We start from the raw sequence: 20,197 nt of genomic DNA on the forward strand, positions 1-20,197 counted from the left end.
TCGGATCACCGGAATACCTGTCGCATGGCCACGGGCCCGTCTTGCGGAAGATGGCAATTCGGCACGGCGCAGCCCGGCTCCCGGCGTTCCCGGCGGTCGCAGAGCTCCAGCGGGCAGACGTACGCCTCCCCGACCACGGGCGCGCCTTCGGTACCGCGCGTGCCGTAGCGGGTGTCCGGATCGGGACCGCCGATCCTGCGCACGAACTCACGATAGTGATCGGTCCGGTCCAGTCCGCCGAGTGCGGCGCGCCGTAGCTCGTCGAGGTCGGGGTTGCCCTCGGGATCGTCAAGGGCGCCGGACACGTTGGGATAGTCCTGGCACAGCCGGCCGATCCACGACACCTGCCGACTGCCCTCGGGCTCGGTCGGCTCCTGGTCGCCCCGCAGGTGCGGATGCGTTTCGGAGAACCGGGCCAAGGCGCGTGCCGCCAGCCTCAGGAACCAGGGCTTGTCGGCCTCGGGAACCGAGTCACGGCCGGCGAAGACCAGCGCGCAGGCCGCCATGGACAGCAAGGTCTGCACTCGCCACTCGGACTTGAGACCGGACGGCCCGATCCACTCCGCGGACTTGCGGTCGACGCCGGCGATGATGCCGCTGAGCCAACCGGGCACGAGCGCCGCCGGGCCGGTCTGGGGCTCGATGAACAGCTCGATCAATGCGTCCCACTGCGATCTGACGGCGTCCATGGATCTGGCGACGATGTGGAGCAGCAGATAGACGGGACTGGCCGTCAACACGCCTTCGGCGTTGTAAAGGGCATTGTCGATCAGGTAGTAGTTCGAGATCGCCGCCGAGGGCAGGACTCGGACAAGGATGTTGTCGGAGTGCAGATCCCCGTGACACTTGCCCAAGAGCGGACGCAAGAACGGCTTCTCGGCGAAGTAGCGGCCCTGCGCGACCGCGAACGGGTTCGGCAAAGGATCGGTCTCGCCGTCGAACTGGATCTCCTCGCCCTGGTGAAGCCGCGCGTATTTGTCCAATGGACCGCCCGGGTCCATCCTCCCGCCCAGATGGAGATCGAAGAATTCCTTCACGGTCAGCGCCGGCTTCTCCATCGAGATGTATCCGGTCACGGCCCAGTCGTACAGCACGCCGTGGACAACATCGACACATGTCGTGGTGAGGACCTCCGCGGAACAGACCGGCCGGCCGGGTGCCGCGGGAGTCCTGTGGACGAGACGGCGCAGCAGAACGGCGAGAACCTGCAGTTCGTCAAAGGTGTCGCCGGCGACCGTCTGGAACGTGATCCAGGTCCCGTCCCCCACCCGGACCGGTTGGCCAACCGGCGTCGAGAGATGTTCGGCTGCGAAATCGGGGGCTTCCTTGATCGCCTTCCGATGGCGCGCATACTCGATGCGGTCGAGCCCTGCGACCGGCGCCGCCGCGATCTTCATGATGACTTTGCGGGCCGTGCGGGAATGGTTGTCGGTCTCGTTGACCACTGCCACGACGGCTCCACTGCGGCCGTTGTCCAGCCAGCGATCGAGCCAATAGTGCAAGTCGTTGATCGCGGCCCATTCGGACAGCGCTTGCGCGGCCGCCGCGGACAACCCTTTACGCAGAGCGTCGTCGATCCTGTCTGTCATCGCAGTGCCTTACCGATCTCACAATGATCCGCTGTGCACGAACGCTGCCCAGTCATAAGGGGTGTTCGGATACTCGGCTCGGATACTACGCGCAACGTGATTGACCGCGTACGCCGGGGATATCCCGGGAAGCGCGGCATAGATCTTTTGCGCGGTCCGCGCCGCTGCCTGGTCGGGAACCTGCCACAGCGTGCCGATCACCGTGGGGAAGCCGATCTGTTGGAACGCCGACGAGATGTGGATCGTCTCGTCGGGGAGCTGCCTGCTGCCCAACGCGGTGGTGCAGGCCGACAAGTACACGGCCTCGGCATGGGGCACCCGAAGTCCGGTGATCTCCCGGATCCGCAAGTCGCCGTCGTACAGATGCAAGCAGCCCTCGGTCGGCCGGACGGCGTCGGTCGTCGCGTGACAGGCGAAGTGCACCCACCCGGAACGCACGATCGCGTCCACCACATCCTGTTTCGTCGCCTGCTGATCGGTCAGTCGGAGCACCTGACCGGGCAGCAGCGCGGCCACGGCTTCCGTTTCCGCTTCGGCATGCACCAGCGGCACGCCGCCGGCACCGACCGCGACCACCAGCGATGGAGACGGCGATGGAGACGGCGACGAGGCTCCGGGCACACCGGCCCGGTCCTGCGAATGGCGGAGCATCCGCAACGACGGCGTGTAGGAGCTCACCACGCGATGCAGCGCGGACCGGGCGTCCCCGTCCGCCCGACCGTGGTGACCGGCTGCGTGGATCGGAAGGACACTGAGCGCCCCGGTCGGCACCCACCACAGTCGCGGAAGCCGCGCGCTCTCGGCCGGGCCGAATCCGAGGTGGTCCAGGACCGGGGCCACCGTCGTCTCCCACAGCCAGGCAAGGGCCTCGCGGATGACGTCGTTCGTACCCCAGCCATTGGCATTGACCGCTTCGAGGAAGCGGTTGGCCTGAGTCACCGCGTCGGAGCTCGTCAAGTCCGGCAGCTCGACCGATCCGGTCGACTCCCGGGTCGTGACGAGGGCGTCGCATCGCGAGGGCGAGATGTTGAGCGTCACGACGGGGCCGTCGCCGACGGCCGACCGCAGCCCGGCCGGATCGGGACTCCGCAGAAAACGGTCGAACCCCGGGCGCGAACGGATCCGGTCCAGGACTTCGTCCCGGCGCACCAGGAGCCGCTGCCGGTCCAACGTCGGCGACTCCGATTCCTCGGCCTGGTCGATCGCGTTCTGCGCGGCTTCGAGTTCCAGGGCCAGTTCGGCCTCGCGCCCGGCCAGTTCCTCGTGCCGGCTCCGGCTCTCCAGCACCTGGCCGATCAGCACACCGCGACCCTGTTCCAGGACGGCCAACGCCCGGTCGGGGGCGTCGATCGCCAAAGCACAGGCGGCCGCGGCGCTCGCGAGCCCGGCGAAATCGGCCAGGCCGCGTTCCTGGTCCTCCCGCGCCAATCCCTGCCAGGCGACCAGATCCATCAGGTCCAGGGCCTGTTCGTAGCCGACCAGCGCGGCGTCGGGACGGCCGGCGCCGAGATGGAGCCGGCCCAGATAATGCGCGGCCGTCGCCCGGGTCCGGGGCGAGATCCTGGGCTCCGAGGCGGCGGCCGAGAAGGCGGCGGCCGCTTGCTCGTAGGCCTCGGGCGAACCGTCGTGCTGGTAGGCCGACTGGTACAGCGTGCCAAGGTTGAAATGGCTGTCGGAGGTTCCTTCGGACAGCCTGAACCGCACCACGCGTTCCAAGGCCTCGACCGCTTCCAGGTACAGCGCCCGGTCCCACTCGATGTCGATCAGGCTGCCCAGCAGGGAACCGAGGTTGCCCAGGTACATCACCAGCTCCGGGTCGCCCGGGTCGATCTCCTCCAGGACCTCCCGCAAGAGAGCGGCCCCCTCGGCCAACCGCGGTACCGAGCGGTGGCGTCTGCCCAGACGATGCAGGACGCTGGACAAGTCGCCTTTCCACTTCAGCCGGTCCCGACGATCCCACGACTCGTCACTGAGGACACCCGCCAACAGCGATCTCGCTTCCTCCAGGGCCGCGACGTCGCCGGTGTACTCGTACTGGTTGCGCAACAGGACCGCCAGTCCGGCCCGGTAGACCTTTCGGTCCCGATGGCCTTCGGGGGCCAGCTCCGCGGCTTCGCGTCCGCACGCGACCGCCTCGCGCAGCGCGGCGGTGTCACCGCTGTGCAGGAAGGCGAGCTGCAAGGAACCACCGAGCTGGCCGAGGAACATCGGCCGGTCCGGATGTTCGCGGGGCAGCGAACGGACCGCGATCCGCAGCGCCTCGATCGCGTCGATCCGAGGCCGCACCGTGCCGGCCGCCGCCGCCAGAGCGGTGAGAGCACCGCCGAGCCCGGCAAGACAGCCCGGCATGTTCGGGTCCTCGGCCGGGACTGTGCGCACCGCCGCGGAATATGCCTCCACTGCGAGCCCCAGTTCATCGGCCTCCGCAGTGAGCCGATAGACAGCCATCCGCGCCATGCCGAGATTCGACAGCATCGCCGCCTGGTCGGCGGCGGCATCCGGAGCACGGCGGACCGCGGCCGCGTGGACGACGACCGCTTCGCGCGCCGCGTCGGCATCACCGGTCTGCTCGGCCCACCGGGTGAGCGCCAGCCCGAGATTCGAGCTGTACCCCGCCGAAGCGGGGCGATCCTTCCCGGCGTCGACGGCCAGCCGCAGCACATCGATCGCTTCGGCGAGACTGTCCAGCTCACCGGTCCGCTCGAACCAGCGCACCAAGCAGATCCCGAGATTGGAGGCGTTGATCGCCGAGCCCGGTTCCGCGGCCAGCGCTGCCCGATAAGCGATCAGCGCTTTGTACAGCGGCTCCTCGCCACCCACGATGCCGTACAGCTCCATGCACGCCGACCCGATGTTCATCAGGTACCGGCCGCGCCTGTCCCCATCGGCCACAAGCGCTCGGGACAACGCCCCGATGGCCTCGACGATCGGCTCGGGCTGCCCTTCCTTCGAGGCCTGACGTATCACCGTCACCGCCTCGTTCGCGGCGGCGCGCACGTCGGCCAGGGATTCATCGTCCGCCATCGGTTCTCCCCTCACCGGGCTTCTCCGTCATGCTAGCCGGAGGACGACGGCCGCCGAGGCTCAAACCGGTTCGGGTCCGCCCCTTAAGGGGCGGACCCGAACCGGATCGATCACTGACAATCAGAACCTTCACGCGCAGGATGTACCCACGCGGCCTACCGGGTCACGACCCGACTAGCCGCGTCCCCGGCTGCGCCGTATCGGCCGCGATCACGGTCCAGCCCTTCGCCGTCGGGCCGTCCAGCCGCATGTCGAAGCTGAAGGCGATGGGGCGGCGCTTGTGCGCGTCGCCGAGCAGTACCTCTTCGGTCCGGCGGTCCACCTCGTAGTAGAAGCCCTCGGCGTCGACCACGACGCGGACGACGATCGGCTCGCGCGAGACCAGCGCGCGCACCTCGACGCGGCCGATGGTGGCCTTGCGCATCACGGTGCGGTTGGCGGTGCGCACGGACGTGAAGTCCAGGCTGCCGTCGTTCATGGCCCACTCTTCGAGGAACTGCTCGACGGCGACCTCCAGGACCGCCTTGTCGAACCGGCCGTCGATCAGGCTCAGGTCGCCGGCCGCCGCGTCGGCGTCGGTGCTCCAGGAGATGCCGGTCAGCGACAGGACGTCGGTCACGCCCGGCACCGAGACGTTCTCGGCCACCTCCAGCACGGCGTCGCGGGCGACCGCCTTCTGGTCCCAGAAGTCGGTCTCGATGGCGTCGGTCAGGTGGTGCGCACCCTCGGCCGCCTGCTCCACCGAGGACACGATCCACGCGCCGGAGCCGTCCTTGCGCAGCGTCCAGTACTCCACCGGGCGCGAGGAGTTGTCCTTGCGGACCGCGTCGTAGCCGCTCGCCCGGCGCACGCGGTCGCGCAGGGTCGCGGTGATGCGGAAGGTGACGGTGTCGTTGGTCTCCCCGGACCGGTTCGCGAGGTTGACCAGCTCGACGGCCGGGCCGGAGACGACCTCCACGATGTTGACCTCGCCGCGCGACTCGTAGTCCCGCAGCTCCTCGTCCCACTTGACGTAGAGCACCGGGGACAGGATCTGCTGCAAGGTCGCGCGGTCGCGGGCGGTCCAGGCGCGCTGGGCGGTCGTGTAGAGCCAGACCGCGCGCTGCTTCAGCGGTTCGAGGGCGAAGCTCGGGTCGGTCTCGGCGAGCGCCTCGACGCGGGCCTCGACCTGGGTGGCCCGCTGGCGGGCCGTCTCGTCCGCACGGTGGGCAGCCCGGTCCGACCCCGTGTTGAGACCGCGCTTCGACCCCCCGTTCTTGGCCTTGAACGCCAGCCACAGGACCACGACCAGCAGCACGATCACCAGCAGGACGATGGAGCCCCCGCCACCGCCGAAGCCGACGAAGCCCACGCCGTGGATCCCGCCGCCGCCACCGCCGTGGCCACCGCCGCCGCCACCACCGCCGAAGCCGTGGCCGCCGCCACCGCCGCGGGCCTGCGCCACCGCAGGACTGCTCAGCGCAGCAACCGCTGCGAGTACGAACAACCGACGCCCGATACGCACCTGGATCCCCCTCGGAATCAGAAACACCTCAATCCAAGGTACGCCAATAAGACCTGGTGCCAAGGGCTTAAGCGGTTTCGAACCGCCGCGACCTGCTTTGACGGACGCGTCCATGGCTCGGGAAACGGAGCCGAACGGCCGCTCCGGGAGGATCAGGTGATCTTCGCCACAAAGTGGGCCGTGCCGCGTCGCACGGCCCACTTCCCTCACTTCAGTCCTGCCGATCCGAACTGCTTCTGCCTGCTTCTACCAACTTCTATCTACTTCGTCCCGCCCTACTTCGCCCCGACCTGTACCGCCGCCGAGTCCCACACCGGCGACGTCAGCATCGTGCGCGCCTGGTCCTCGGAGATGCGGGACGCCTTCGAGCCGTACTGCATCTGGTAGAGCGTCAGCTCGCGGCCGTCCGGGCGGAAGTAGGTGTAGGTGTTCAGGTAGAGCGAGGTCGGGAGGGCTGTCTTGCCCTGCTCCTGCATGCTCAGGAACGAGCCGCCGCCGGGGAGCGGGGTGACGGTGCAGTCCGGCTGCGCGTTGTGCTTCTCGGTCGCGATCTCGTGGAAGTAGGCGCAGGTGGTCGGGGTGCTGGGGCGGGTCACGGCGACCGTCCCGCCGAGGCCGGTCGGGTCCTCGGACCAGTTCCAGTGCACCTTGGCGGTGTGGTCCTGGGTCGAGGCCTGGACGGCGATGACGTAGACGCCGGACGGGAGGGTCTGCTGGAGGTCCTTCTTCAGCAGCGCGGGGAGGTCGGTCGTGGCGGCGGCGGAGGTCGTCACCGCGGTGCGGGCCGGGGCCGGGGCGGCCGCCGCGCCGGCCGCGGCGGCGTTGTTGGCCGCCGCCGCATTGGCCGGGTTGGCGGCGTCGGCACCGCCGGCGGCCGACGTCGAGCCCGAGCCGCCGGAGGAGCCGGAGCCCAGCCCGGCCAGGGCGCTGGTCACAGCGGCGGCCACGCCGAGCACCGCGACCGCCGACAGGCCCATGCCGATAGCGCTGTTGCGGCGCAGGCGGCGCCCGCGGGCCACGGCGCCGGCATGCAGGGTGTGGAGCTCGGGGGATTCGAAGCCGTCGGCCGTGTGGCGCAGGGCGCGCGCGAACTCGTCGGCGCGATCGTTGTCGCCGCCGTAGCTGTTGCCGTAGCCGTAGCCGTGGTCGTTGTCGCTGACAGACACTGTGGGTTCTGCCTCTCTGGAACTGGACGGGAAGGTTCTGGAGCGCCGCAGGAGGCGCAGCCGCCGGCGTGCGCCTACGAGTGCGCGAGCACGGCGAAGTCGGCGCCGAGGATGTCGCGGACCCGGGCCAGCGCCCGGCCGCAGCGGGAGCGGACCGCGCTCGGTGAGAGGTTCAGCGCGGCTGCCGTCTCCTCGACGCTGCGGTCCTCCCAATACCGCAGGACCAGCACGGCGCGGTCCTTCGGAGTGAGCTGGCGCAGGGCCGCCAGCAGGGAGAGGCGCAGCGTCGGATCGGTGTCCGGGGCGGCGGCGTCGACCGCCTCCAGGCCGGGCCGCTCGTGGTTGCTGCGCTTGCGGCGCGTCGATATGAACGTGTTGACCAAAGTGGTCTGGGCGTAGCCCACGGGGTTGTCGAGGTGCACGACCTTGGACCAGCGCTGGTAGACGCGGCCGAAGGCCTCCTGGACCAAGTCCTCCGCCAGGTGGGTGTCGCCGCCGGCGAGCAGGCACGCGCTCCGGTAGAGCTGACCCGCGCTGGCGGCGACGAAGGCCCGGAAGTCGTCTGGATCTGCTCCCGGTCGTCTCATCCTCATGCCTAGTCAACGCTGTGGGGTCCGCACTCTGTCGCACATGGATTTCGGGTGAGCGGTCCATGGCATGCGGTAACCATGTAAGCCCGGTAACGGTGTAACCCCGCTCCGTATCAGCTCACGAGGTCGAAACCGCGGTCGGAACGGCTGGCCGCGGCTCCACCTTTCCACGAAAGGGTGAAATCGATGACTCGTGCACGTCTTCGGGTCCTGGGCGGGGTCGCCGCGGCGGCGGCGCTCGCCGGACCGGCGGCGGTCGCGCCGGCCCATGCGGCGACGGCCCCGCGATACAAGCTGACCATCGTCGGCACGGCAGGCACGCAACTGTTCGGCATCAACAAGAACGGCGACGTCTTCGGCGACGCCACCGAGCCGGGGGCGCGGACGCAGGAAGGCTTCGTGCTGCCGGCCGGCGCGACGAGGATGGTGTTCCTGGGCTCGCCGGGCGATCCGGCGAACACCAACTCCGCCTCCAGCCCCGAGGCGATCAACGCCGCCGGCGTCCTCGTCGGCACCACCACGGCGTTCACCACCGGCGCCGAGTCCGCGGTCCGGTGGTCCGCCACCGGCGCCCCGACGGATCTGGGCGCGCAGCTCGGGCTCCAGAACCTGGTCGCCACCCCGGCCCTGACCGCGATCAACGACAGCGGCCTGATCACCGGCTTCGGCTCCTTCCGGGGCGAGGTCGGCTTCACGATCAGCGGCGGCACCGTCACCAAGCTGCCGACGCTGCCCAACGGGGGCGTCGACGTCGAGCCGATCGCCGTCAACAACGCGGGCCTGATCGTCGGCCAGGCGGACACCAGGACGTCGGACTTCCAGGCCGCCGCCTGGCAGAACGGCACCGTCCGGACCCTCGGCCAGCTGCCCGGCAGCCTCACCTCCGAGGCGCTGGCGGTCAACGCCTCCGGGCAGGCGGTCGGGGCCGACATCCTCAACGCCGACGGCAACGCCCACGCGGTGCTGTTCGCCAACGGCACGGTCACCGACCTCGAAGCACCGGCCACCGGCGGGCCCGGCACCGAGGGCGGCGACGCCTCGGCGAAGGCGATCAACGACGGCGGCGTCATCGTCGGGCAGGGCGGCAACGGCGACGCGTTCGTCTACCAGAACGGCCAGGCGACCGACCTGAACACCCTGATCGCCCCCGGATCCGGCTTCACCCTCCTCACCGCCGACGGGATCAACAACAACGGCGTGATCGTCGGGACGGCGTCCAACGCCGCCGGGGCGACGTTCGGCTTCGAACTCACGCCGATCGCCTGACGGCTTCGGAAAACGTCTGACGGCCGCTGAGAACAGCCGGCGGCCGAGCGGCTTCCCCTGGCCGATGGACAGGCCGGGGGAAGCCGCGCCTGTCAGTGCCGATTCCTAGGCTTCCCGCATGACAACCGCCGCAGCCCCCGAACACCGCATCCCGACCGCCGACGAGGAGAACCGCCTCTGGGCGCTCGTCGAAGAAGCCTGGTCCGAGGCCGACGACACGGTGCACGCGGCCCGGCGCGCCCTGATCACCCGGCCCCTGATCGACACCGACCAGTCGTCCTCGGACGACAAGGAGGGCCGCCGCCTCATGCTCGTCGTCGACGCCGCGGCCGACGCCTTCATCGACACCCTCACCGGCCTGTGCGTCGACCTGTCCTCCGCCGACCTCACCGACCTCGACCGCGTCGTCGAACGCAAACTCCACGACCTCGACCGCGCCGACCTCCACGCCGTCACCGACGGCTCCGACGACGGCTTCCTCTACGCCCGCGCCTTCATCCTCGCCGTCGGCCGCGACTACTACTCAGCCGTCGCCGCCAACCCGCGCCTCGCGGTCATCGACTGCGACCTCGAAGCCATGTCCTACCTGTTCGCACACGTGCACAACAGGAAGTTCGGGTCGTACCCGGAGACCGGGTCGGGGATCAGCCGGGAGACATGCGCGAACGCGGCGGGATGGGCTTCGAGCTAGCCCGGCATCAGAATCCCCGCTTCACAGGATCGTTATAAACGTCGAGCGACTAATAATCCTGATGACGACTACCGCGCCGTGGGGAGCGACCCGCCACCGGCGTAATCGTTACCGTCGCGACCTCCGGACCCGCGGGATGATCGACGGCATCGCAGAGCTTTGATAATTTTCCCCGGCCGTCGGTGCCGGCCCGGCCGACGGGTCCTTGTCCGGTACGGACTTAGCGGGGGTTCCCTATGGGAGCGTGGCGTTCTCCGACGTCGACAGGCTCGAAACGAAGGCTCAGGCGCGTCAAACACGGCTCGGCGGTGTTCGCCGCGATCGCGATGGTCGTCCCGCTGGTGGCAGCGCCGGCGGAAGCAGCGGGACAACCGCACAAAGGAAAGATCTGGCAGCCGCGGCCGGTCGTGAAGATGGCTCCGGTGCCGTCCGCGAAGGGGCCGGCCACGAAGCAATCGGGGCCGCAGAGCCTGCCGGGCTACAACGCCCCGGATCCCGTCTGGCCGGCAGCCGCGACCGCGACGGTGGACCTGTCGCCGGCGGCCGTCTCGCCCAAGGCGCTGGCCGCCGGGGCGGCCACCGACGCCGGAGCCGGCCTGGCGGCGGTTCCGGGTCTGCCGGTGAGCATCGGCGTGCCGGCCGCCACGGCCGAGACGGCCGAGACGGCCGAGACAGCCACGGGTCAGCGTGCGGCGAAGGCCTCAGCCGTCGCGGCCGCGACGCCCGCCGCGAAGGTGACCGTGGGCGTCGCGGCGCACCCGGCCACGCAGCGGGCGGGCATCGCCGGGATGGCCGTCACCCTGGTCCGGGCGGACGGCGGTGCCGCCCCGGCACCGGCCACGGTCGCGCTCGACTACTCCGGATTCGCCGACGCCTACGGCGGCGCCTTCGGCGACCGGCTGGCGCTGTTCGCCCTGCCGGCCTGCTCGCTGACCACGCCGGACGACCCGGCGTGCCGCACGCGGACGCCGGTCGCGTTCCGCAACGACCGCGAGAACCACAAGCTCGTCGCCACCGTCGACGTGCCGGCGGGCACCCCGACCGGAACCGCTGCGGCGACGTCCCAGGGTGCGGCCACGTCCCAGGGAACGGCCGCGCCCATGGTGCTGGCAGCCAGTTCCACCCCTTCGGGGATGAACGGCACCTACGACGCGACCTCGTTGAAGTCCTCCGATCTGTGGAACAGCGGGAACAGCAACGGCACCTTCACCTACTCGTATCCAATGACGATGCCTGCCGCGCTCGGCGGTCTGACCCCGACCGTGGGGCTCTCCTACGACTCCGGAAGCGTCGACGGCCGTACGTCCGCCGCCAACGCGCAGGGCTCGTGGGCCGGCGACGGCTGGGACTACAACCCCGGCTTCATCGAGCGTTCCTACAAGCCGTGCTCCAAAGCCGGCTTCCCCACTTCCAGCGATCAGTGCTGGGGCATCCCGAACGCGACCCTGTCGCTCCCGGGCCACAGCGGGACCTTGGTCCACGACGACACCACGGGCGTCTGGCGGATAGCCGGCGACGACGGCACGCGGGTGGAGCAGCTGACCGGCGCCTCCAACGGCAACTCTGGTGACGGCGGTGCCTACTGGAAGCTGACCACGACCGACGGCACGGAGTACTACTTCGGCGCGAACCGCCTCCCCCAGGCCGACAACGGCACCAACAGCTCGACCGAGCCGGTCACCTACTCGGCGTGGGGCCTGCCGGTCTTCGGCACCGGCAGCCCCGGCGGCGCGAACTGCGCGAACCCGACCACCGCGGTGGCCACGAACTGCCGGACGGGATGGCGGTGGAATCTGGACTTCGTGGTGGACCCGCACCACAACCTGACCCGCTACACCTACGCCCGGGAGGAGAACTTCTACCTGCGTGGGACGGCCGGCAGTCCGACGGAGTACCAGGCCGGCGGATTCCTCACTCAGATCGACTACGGCTGGCGCACCGAGGACTACTACAACTCCGCCGTGCACCCCGCGGTCAGCACCGTCTTCACCCCGGCTGCCCGCTGCATCAGCGACACCAGCCAGGCCGGGCACGACAGCCGCTGCCCGGCCGGCACCGTGCCGGTCGCCGGCGGCATCGCGCAGACCGGCATCAACGCCGCGAACGCTCCGGCGTTCGTGGACACGCCTTGGGACCTGGCCTGCACCTCGGCCGGGACCAAGGACGGCACGGCCGGCGGCGCGAAATGCACCGACCTGTCGCCCTCGTTCTTCAACACCGAGCGTCTGAGCACGGTGGCCACGAACGTCTGGACCGGCTCGGCCTACCGCCCGGTGGACGTGTACACGCTGCTGCACCAGTTCAACGCCGTCCCCGACCCCTCCACCTCGGGCAACCAGCCGACGCTGTGGCTGGCCGGGATCAAGCACAGCGGCTACGTCGTGAACCAGGACGGCACCACCGTCAAGACCGACGATCCGACGGTCTACACCTACGGCCAGTTCCTCCCGAACCGGGCCGCGACCCACTCGTTCAACGCCACCAACAACGCCTCCGACTACAACCGGCTGCGGATGGACGCGATCACCGACACCTCCGGATCAGAGGTCGACGTCAGCTATGCCGATCCCAGCACCCTGTGCCCGGGTTCGACCGCGCCGGCCATCACCGCGAACTCGACGCGGTGCTATCCGGAGTACTGGACCATCCCCGGCGGGACCGCACCGGTTCTGGACTGGTTCAACAAGTACACGGTGACCTCGGTGACCCGGTACGACGACACACTCCTGGCACCGATGCGCCAGGTGGACTACTCCTACCTGGGCACACCGGTGTGGCACACCAACGACTCCGAGCAGACCGAGGCCCAGTACCGCACCTTCGACCAGTTCCGCGGGTACGCACAGGTCCAGATCGTGGCGGGCAACGAGGCCGACGGCAGCAACACCAAGACCGTCACCACCTACTTCCGCGGCATGGACCAGGACGGCAACGCCAGCTATCCGTTCCAGGACGCCAACAAGAACGTCTGGGTCGTCGACGGCCACGGTGACGCGTTCCACTCCGGAGACCCGGGTCTGCGCGACGACAACTCGCTGGCCGGACAGGTCCTGGAAGTCCAGACCTACGCCTCGGCGACCAGCGGCACCGTGGTGTCCGACGTGGTGAGCGTGCCGGTCGACCCGACCAGCAGCGATCCGCGATGGGGCGCCATGGTCACCGCCGTGCACAACCGGGGCACCGGACTCCCCATGCAGCGGGCGCACTTCGGCCATCTGGCGAAGTCGGTGAGCTACCAGAAGGTCAGCACGGGAATCCGGCGCAGCGAGGTGGACTACAGCTACGACAACACCCTGCCGAACTGGACCGCCGGCACCCCCGGCGGCAACGGCCGGCTGATCATGTCCGACGACAAGGGCGACGGCACGGTGCAGGAACTGTGCACCATCTCCAAGTACGCCTCGCAGCCCTCGAACGCGCAGCGGTCCAATTACGAGTCGGACACCGCGACGGTGCTGGGGCCGTGCAGCTACGACGTGGCCTACACCAAGGCGAATCTGGTGTCCGACTCGGTCACGCTGTACGACAACTCCCCGACGCCCGGCGCGCTGCCGGGGGTCGGCGATCCCACCACGGTGAAGACCGCGAAGGACATCACCGGCGACGCGAGCACCGAGACCTGGAGCTCCACCTCGGGTGTCTTCGACGGCAGCTACGGCCGCATCGTCTCGGCCACCGACGCCGACCAGCACACCACCCGCACCGACTACGCACCGACCGGCGGCGCCCTGCCCACCGGGTACAAGGTGACCAACACCCTGGGCTGGGCCACCACGACGACGCTGGATCAGGGCCGTGGCATACCGGAGACGTCCACCGACGCCAACGGGCACCTCACCACCGAGATGTTCGACGGGTTGGGGCGGCTGAAGGGCGTGTGGAAGCCGGACCGGCCGTGGTCCTCGCACCAGGGCTCGCCGAACCTCGGCTTCGACTACCAGCTGAACGGGACCACCCCGCACCTGGCCACCCCGTCGCAGCCCGCGCAGCCCAACGGATACTCGGCGACCAAGACGCTGTTGGAGGACGGCAGCTACGCGGTCACCTACAGCATCGTCGACGGCTTCGGCGAGGTGGTGCAGACCCAGTCGCCGCCGCAGGACGAGTCGACCGGCCGGATGATCGTCAACACCCGCTTCGACACCCTCGGCCGGGTCATGGAGACGAACCTGCCGTACTACGACCAGGGAGCCTCGACGACGACCGGGGTGTGGGCGTCCTGGAACGACAACCTGCCGGCGCAGACGGTCACCACCTTCAACGGCATGTCCCGTCCGGTGACGGTCACGCAGAAGCACAACGGATCCACCGTTCCCGGCTCCGTCACCACCACCTCCTACCCGGGGCTGGACCGCATCGACGCGACCGGCCCGTCCGGCACCGGCGGTACCGGTCCGGCGTCGGCGACCTCGACGTTCACCGACGTCCGCGGCCGGACCACCGCGGTGTGGACCTACAAGAACAGCCCGTTGAACCCGACCGGCAACGCCGGCGACGCCGACATCATCAAGTACGGGCTCACCTACAACCTCGGAGGCAACGAGGGCAAGACGACCACCGTCACCGACGCCACCAACTCGGACACCTGGACCACCACGGTGTCGGACCTGCTCGGGCACCGGGTGACGACGAACGACCCGGACACCGGGGCGAGCACCACCTACTCCGACGACGCCGGCCTGCTGCTGGCCACCGCCGACGGCCGCGGACGCGTACTCGCGTACAGCTATGACGCGCTCGGCCGCAAGACGGGCAAGTTCGACGGCGGCACCGTCACCGATCGCAGCACCCTGCCGAGCGTCTGGACCGCCGCGGTCAACTCCGGATCCGCGCAGCTGGCCAAGTGGACCTTCGACCCGGCCGGGAACAAGGGGCAGACCGACGCCTCAACCCGGTACGTGGGCGGTGCCGGCGGCAACGCCTACCAGCAGCAGGTTACCGGCTACGACACCGACTACCGGCCGCTGGGGGCCAAGGTCACGATCCCGAGCAGCGAAGGCGCGCTGGCCGGGACCTACCAGACCAACAACTACTACACGGCGATGACCGGCTTGCTCGACCACATCGACACCCCGGCCGTTCCCAATGCCGGAATCGGGCCGGAGACGATCTACAACTCCTACAACCGCTACGGCCTCCTGCTTTTTACCGGCGGCGACGGGGACTACCTCGCCAACACCGTCTACGACCGGGACGGGAAGATCCTGTCGCGGACGCTGGGCGACTACCCGTTCCAGATCGTCGAGCAGAACCTGTTCGACGCCGCCACCGGCCGCGTCACCAACACGTTCGTCGACACCACCGCCGGTCAGAGCACAGTCAACCCGACGCAGCTGAACACCTACAGCATCGACGAAGTCTCCTACGCCTACGACGCTGCGGGCCGCCTGACCTCCACGGCGGACCTCCAGAACTGGTCGGTGTCAGGGTCCTACAACCCCGGTCCGGCGCAGCGGGACATCCAGTGCTACACCTACGACTACGCCAGCCGCCTGACCAATGCCTGGTCCGATTCCGGTGACCAGTCGCCGTCGGCGACCACCAACCCCAACAGCCCCACCACCGCCACCGGCGCCCTGGGCTCCTGCGCCTCCTCCACCGCCAACAACCCGCCGACCGATGCCAGCTCCACCACACAGATCGGCGGCCCGGCCCGGTACTGGCAGTCCTACACCTACAACGGCACCGACGCCCAAACCGGCAACCGCACCTCGGTCACCGATCACGACCCCACCGGGGTGACCACCAACAACATCACCCGCACCTCCAGCTACGCCGCGCCGGGTACGGTCAACACCGGCGGCGCCACCAACCCCGGCACCGGCCCGCACCTGCTGAGTCAGATCACCAAAACCGGCGGAGCCACCGACAACTACGCCTACGACGGCGCCGGCAACAGCACCCTGCGACCCAACGGCACCGTGCTGGGCCAGCAGCTCACCTGGGACGCCGAAGGCCGCCTCAAGCACGTCGACAACAACAACGGCACGACGGCGGACTACCTCTACGACGCCGACGGCAACCAACTCGTCCGGCGCGACACCGGCGGCACCACCGCGGGCACCACTCTCTACCTGGGCAGCGTGGAGGTCCACCTGGCCGGGCCCAAGGTCACGACCACCCGCTACTACAGCTACCCCGGAGCACCGGAGATCGTCGTCACCAGCGACGGCACCACCACCTACGAGGTCAGCAACAACCAGGGCACCGGCGGCACCACCGTCAACGCCGCCACCGGCAAGATCGTGGCCCGCCGCTACACCAAGCCCTTCGGCGACAGCCGCGGCACCCCGATCAACCAGACCACCAGCCCGGCCTGGGTCGACGACCACACCTTCCTCGGCAAAACCACCGACGCGTCGACCTCGCTCGTCGACGTCGGCGCCCGCAAGTACGACCCGGCGACCGGCCGGTTCGTCTCCTCCGACCCGGTGTTCCAGTCGACCAACGCCCAGTCGATGGGCGGCTACTCCTACGCGGGCAACGATCCGGTCAGCAACAGCGACCCAAGCGGCCTGCGCGCCACCGACGACGACGGCAACACCGCTCCTCCGCCGCGATTCACCCCGCCCGCACCGTGCGCCGGCCTGCAGGGCTTCGCCAAGCGCACCTGCATGGGCGGCGAGTACGACGAGCCCGCGGCCGCTCAGCCGGTGAACACCTGCGACAGCAGGTGCCAGGCCGCGCTCGCCATCTACCGGGGCGATATTCCGAACAACTGGTACGGCAAGATGATCGGCGATCCCACCAAGACCTCGACACAGAACAAAATCGCCTCCTACGAGGCGGGAACGGGTGGTGGCGGCGGCACGTTCAGCGCCATCGCCGACGACGCCTACGGCACCGGGGTGGGAGCTTTCTTCGGTGCCGTCCTGTCCTTCAGGACGCTTCAGTTCAAGGTCGACGGTCTGGGCCTCGGAGTCCTGAACCATTTGACCGGCTACGGAGCTTTCAACAAGCCGGAAAACGGATGGGAACTCGGCTACAACTGGCTGTTCGGGGTCGGCCCTCAGAGCGAAACCTTCGGCGACGGGGACGGCCCGACCAAACAGCTCTCCAACAGCAAGGTGATGATCGGCGTCAAGAACCAGATCGCGTGCCAGATCGCCAGCGGCGCGATCGGCGTGGGCTATGCTGACAAAGCGAACCATTCACTCGGCGGCAACCTCTTCAGCAGCTTCGGCAAGCTAAAGACAGACTTCACCGACAACTCGACCGTGGCGTACCTGGGCTCCTACACCATGGACTGGAAGGTCATCGGAATAGACCGCCAGTCGTCGACGGCGACTGTCAACTTCACGACCTCGAACGCGTCGACGGCGACCTCCGCCGCCCGGCCGCCGGTCATCGGGTACACCAGCTTTTGGCAGCACGGATTCACCCCCGGCTTCAACGCGATGTTCCCGCTCGGCTCGATGTCCGAGAAGGATCAGACCTTCAACTTCACGCAGACTTTCTCATTCGCGGGAGGCTGCGATAAATAAGTAGCCGAACAGGTTTCCCGCACTGCCGCGAGGGTGTACCCACACTCTCGCGGCAGTGTCTGTATATCAGGGCTGATTGATGGGACGAAATGATGGGGCCGGTGAAGGGGTGGGCAAGCATCAGGTATTCGCGAGCCTTGGCGATGTCGGTGATTGTCGTGGCCGCGATCGCCGCCTGCGGAGGCGGGGACGACTACCACGCTTACGGGAAACCGGTCTCGGAGTCGGAGATCCAGGGCAGCTGGACCTCCGACTGCGGTGCGACGATGCGGCTCCAGCCGGACGGATCCGCCCAGGTCGCGGGCTTCCCGCTGCGGGGCGACCTCGTCGCGCAGTATTCGGGGACCGCCCGGTGGAACTTGTACAAGGGCGCGGGCTGGACTTCGGTCACTGATCCGCCCGCAGTGGAGGTCGCCGCCGATTCGACCTTCGAGTCGCTGAAGCTCGCCCAGGTGAAGGGGAGGTTCGGCCTCGCGGCTCAGATCGGACACGTGGACCACGAGAGATACTGCCACTTCTCCCGGCAATAGCTCACGACATCGCGACCATTACGCCGGCACCATTCGCCGGATCCGATAGAAGCACAGCCCGGCAAGCACAATGCTCAGCAGCGCATACAGCGCCGCCTCCTCACCTTGGAAGCGTCCGAACCGGTCCCCCGGCTGGTACTCGGCAGCTTGTCGCAAATGCAGAGCGTTGATTGCGGCGAAGCATGAGTCAGGGCTTTCCAACATGCCTTCGCAAGCCTGCGGGGCGAGGCCGTGGAAGGGGGTGCCGGTGGCGTCGACGAGGTTCACGGAGGTGACCCAGGCGCCGGGAAGGTCCACCGGCATGCGGACTGTGAGTCTGGAGTCCACGATCTGGAGTTGCAGGCCGGGCCGGGATTGGACGACGAGCGGCACAGTGGTGCGGTCGGGGGTCGCGTAGTTCTGGCGCACGGCCATCGGGACCGTTGCCTGGACCGTCGCCAGGATCGCGAGGGTCGCGGCGACGGCGGGGAGGGTGCGGCGCAGGAGCAGGCCGGCGGTGACGCCGACGAGGAATCCGAACACTGCGATGGCCACCGGTACAACGCCCCGGGCGCCGAAGACCACCGGGTTGAAGTGGTTGGGCAGCGCGTCGTCCTGGCCGCCGGGAAGTTGCGCCGCCCGGTCGATGGGGCTGGACCACCAGGTGATGCCCCAGGACAGCGCGGTAGTGAGGACGATCGCGGCGGCGGTGCCGACCGAGAGTTTGACGGCGAGCCAGCGGCGGCGGGTGACGCTCTGCGTCCAGACCAGCCGGAAAGTGCCGGCCTCACTCTCGCGGGCGAGGAGCGGGGCGCCCCAGAACAGGCCGAGCAGCGCCGGAAGGAGGTAGAGCACTGCGATGAGGGCGAAATAGACGACCGGTGTCGAGCCGTCGGACTTGATGGCGCCGAAGAAGGCGTCGCGGGCTTGGGAACAGGCGTCCGGCGATACGCAGTGGTTGAGGCCGCTGACCGAGTAGAGGTGCGCGATGTGCGGGCCGGTGAGCACGAGCGTCCCGAGGACGGCGACGGCCAGGAGAGCCATCGCGAACGCGGCGACCCGGAACTGACGCCAGGCGAGCCAGATCATCGGGCACCGCCTTCGGCCAAGGCAGCGAGCACCATGTCCTCGACGGTCGCCGCCGGACCGGCCACCGCACGATGCGCCGCGAGCAGCTCGGTCACCGCACCGGCCGCCTGGATCCGCGCCGCGGTCAGGATGATCAGGTGATCGCAGACCCGCTCCAGGTCGGACACCAGGTGCGAGGACAGCACGACGGTCATGCGGGTGGTTCCGGCGCCGCCGACCTGGCTGCTGCCGACCTGACTGCAACCGACCTGACTGCGACCGACCTGGCCGACACCAGCACCGCCGCCATAATCATTGGCGCGACCGCCTGCACCATCGGCATGCCTGTCGGCACCAGCACCATCAGCACCGCCACCAGATACGTTGGCGCGACCGCCTGCACCCTCAGCATGATCGACAGCACCATCAGCACCGCCGCCAGTACCATCGGCACCGCTGCCATGACCGTTGGCGCGACCGCCCGCGCCCTCGGCATGACCGACAGCACCGCCAGCACCGCCGCCAGCGCCCTCGGCATCACTGCCAGGACCGTCGCCACTGCCGCCATGACCGTTCGCGCCGCCGCCAGCACCCTCGGCACCGCCGCCAGCACCATCGACACCACCGCCCGCGACAGCCTCCGCCAAGCTGTCCAAAAACTCACGCCGCGCCAGCGGATCCAGCGCGGCGACCGGCTCGTCGAGAATCAGCAGGCTGGGGCGCTTGGCCACGGCCACCGTCAGCGCCAGCTGCGCCCGCTGACCGCCCGACAGTGTGCGTGCCTTCGCCTTCATCGGCAGCCCTGCGGCGGCGATCCGCGCGGACGCGAATGCCGCGTCCCATCCCGGATTCAGTCGCGCGCCGAGCTGAAGGTGGTCCGCGACCGTCAGGTTCGCGTAGACGGGAGCGTCCTGGGCCACGAAGCCGACTCGTGCCATCTGTGCGGGGGTCGCGGCGGGTGGTGCGCCGAACACGCTGATCCGGCCCTCGGTGGGGCGTAGTAGGCCGACGGCCAGGTTGAGGAGGGTGGACTTGCCGGCGCCGTTGGGGCCGACCAGGCCCACCACGCGGCCGGGTGGGACGGTCAGGGTGCAGTCGGCCAGGGCTCGGCGGGTCCGGTAGCGCTTGCCCAGGCCCCGGGCTTCCAGCACAGGAGGGGTGGTTTCGGTCATGGCCCCACGGTCGCCGTCGGGCGGCGGTCGGGGCGTCGGCCCCGGGGACACGGTCGGCGGCACGGTGGTGCACCGTGGTGCGACGCCGGTGTCGGACCACGGTCTGACGCGGGCCGAGGACCTGCGCGGTTAGG

Annotated in this window: 11 protein-coding genes and 1 pseudogene; 5 read left to right on the forward strand and 7 right to left on the reverse strand. The window is 69.2% G+C overall.

The annotated features are described in order from the left end of the window. Positions 1–5: 5 nt before the first annotated feature. The 5 genes from ABD481_RS23425 to ABD481_RS23445 form a co-directional block, all read right to left on the reverse strand. Complete coding sequence (locus tag ABD481_RS23425) at positions 6–1,589, reverse strand: hypothetical protein (protein WP_344667882.1); 1,584 nt, start codon at positions 1,587–1,589, stop codon at positions 6–8. An 18-nt stretch (positions 1,590–1,607) separates the two neighbouring features. After that, positions 1,608–4,613, reverse strand: coding sequence for a CHAT domain-containing protein (locus ABD481_RS23430; protein WP_344667883.1), 3,006 nt, complete (start codon positions 4,611–4,613; stop codon positions 1,608–1,610). Between the two features lie 163 nt (positions 4,614–4,776). Further along, positions 4,777–6,117, reverse strand: coding sequence for a Tim44 domain-containing protein (locus ABD481_RS23435; protein ID WP_344667884.1), 1,341 nt, complete (start codon positions 6,115–6,117; stop codon positions 4,777–4,779). A 275-nt stretch (positions 6,118–6,392) separates the two neighbouring features. Continuing rightward, a complete protein-coding gene (locus ABD481_RS23440; RefSeq protein ID WP_344667885.1) occupies positions 6,393–7,283 on the reverse strand; it encodes a hypothetical protein in 891 nt (296 codons plus the stop codon). 74 nt (positions 7,284–7,357) lie between these two features. Continuing rightward, positions 7,358–7,870 (reverse strand): SigE family RNA polymerase sigma factor, encoded by a 513-nt coding sequence (locus tag ABD481_RS23445; RefSeq protein ID WP_344667886.1) that lies wholly within the window; start codon positions 7,868–7,870, stop codon positions 7,358–7,360. A gap of 189 nt (positions 7,871–8,059) precedes the next feature. Between ABD481_RS23445 and ABD481_RS23450 the strand changes: the two genes are divergently transcribed. The 4 genes from ABD481_RS23450 to ABD481_RS23465 all read left to right on the forward strand — a co-directional run bounded on the left by ABD481_RS23450 (position 8,060) and on the right by ABD481_RS23465 (position 17,844). Further along, complete coding sequence (locus tag ABD481_RS23450) at positions 8,060–9,139, forward strand: hypothetical protein (RefSeq protein ID WP_344667887.1); 1,080 nt, start codon at positions 8,060–8,062, stop codon at positions 9,137–9,139. Positions 9,140–9,257: 118 nt separating this feature from the next. After that, on the forward strand, positions 9,258–9,830 hold the full coding sequence (locus ABD481_RS23455) for a DUF4240 domain-containing protein (RefSeq protein ID WP_344667888.1): 573 nt from the start codon (positions 9,258–9,260) through the stop codon (positions 9,828–9,830). A gap of 422 nt (positions 9,831–10,252) precedes the next feature. Further along, complete coding sequence (locus tag ABD481_RS23460) at positions 10,253–17,314, forward strand: RHS repeat domain-containing protein (protein WP_344667889.1); 7,062 nt, start codon at positions 10,253–10,255, stop codon at positions 17,312–17,314. A 101-nt stretch (positions 17,315–17,415) separates the two neighbouring features. Continuing rightward, positions 17,416–17,844: a hypothetical protein gene (locus ABD481_RS23465; RefSeq protein ID WP_344667890.1), complete on the forward strand. Its 429-nt coding sequence runs from the start codon at positions 17,416–17,418 to the stop codon at positions 17,842–17,844. A gap of 18 nt (positions 17,845–17,862) precedes the next feature. Here the strand turns inward: ABD481_RS23465 and ABD481_RS23470 are convergent, their stop codons facing one another. After that, positions 17,863–18,912: a hypothetical protein gene (locus tag ABD481_RS23470; RefSeq protein WP_344667891.1), complete on the reverse strand. Its 1,050-nt coding sequence runs from the start codon at positions 18,910–18,912 to the stop codon at positions 17,863–17,865. A 608-nt stretch (positions 18,913–19,520) separates the two neighbouring features. Continuing rightward, positions 19,521–20,063 (reverse strand): annotated as a pseudogene (locus ABD481_RS23475) (ABC transporter ATP-binding protein); the annotation flags it as partial. On the opposite strand from ABD481_RS23475, the gene ABD481_RS23480 reads away from it, so the two are divergent. Beyond that, positions 20,062–20,196, forward strand: coding sequence for a hypothetical protein (locus tag ABD481_RS23480; protein WP_344667892.1), 135 nt, complete (start codon positions 20,062–20,064; stop codon positions 20,194–20,196). The pseudogene ABD481_RS23475 and the gene ABD481_RS23480 overlap by 2 nt on opposite strands. The last annotated feature ends 1 nt before the right edge of the window (position 20,197 follow it).

Source organism: Catenulispora yoronensis, assembly GCF_039531695.1.
GTDB classification, from domain to species: domain Bacteria; phylum Actinomycetota; class Actinomycetes; order Streptomycetales; family Catenulisporaceae; genus Catenulispora; species Catenulispora yoronensis.

Excerpts from the sequence above, each read along its gene's own strand:
- ABD481_RS23425 (WP_344667882.1), bottom strand. The coding sequence starts at position 1,589 with ATGACAGACAGGATCGACGACGCTCTGCGTAAAGGGTTGTCCGCGGCG.
- ABD481_RS23430 (WP_344667883.1), bottom strand. The coding sequence starts at position 4,613 with ATGGCGGACGATGAATCCCTGGCCGACGTGCGCGCCGCCGCGAACGAG.
- ABD481_RS23445 (WP_344667886.1), bottom strand. The coding sequence starts at position 7,870 with ATGAGACGACCGGGAGCAGATCCAGACGACTTCCGGGCCTTCGTCGCC.
- ABD481_RS23450 (WP_344667887.1), top strand. The coding sequence starts at position 8,060 with ATGACTCGTGCACGTCTTCGGGTCCTGGGCGGGGTCGCCGCGGCGGCG.
- ABD481_RS23455 (WP_344667888.1), top strand. The coding sequence starts at position 9,258 with ATGACAACCGCCGCAGCCCCCGAACACCGCATCCCGACCGCCGACGAG.
- ABD481_RS23470 (WP_344667891.1), bottom strand. The coding sequence starts at position 18,912 with ATGATCTGGCTCGCCTGGCGTCAGTTCCGGGTCGCCGCGTTCGCGATG.
- ABD481_RS23480 (WP_344667892.1), top strand. The coding sequence starts at position 20,062 with ATGGCCCCACGGTCGCCGTCGGGCGGCGGTCGGGGCGTCGGCCCCGGG.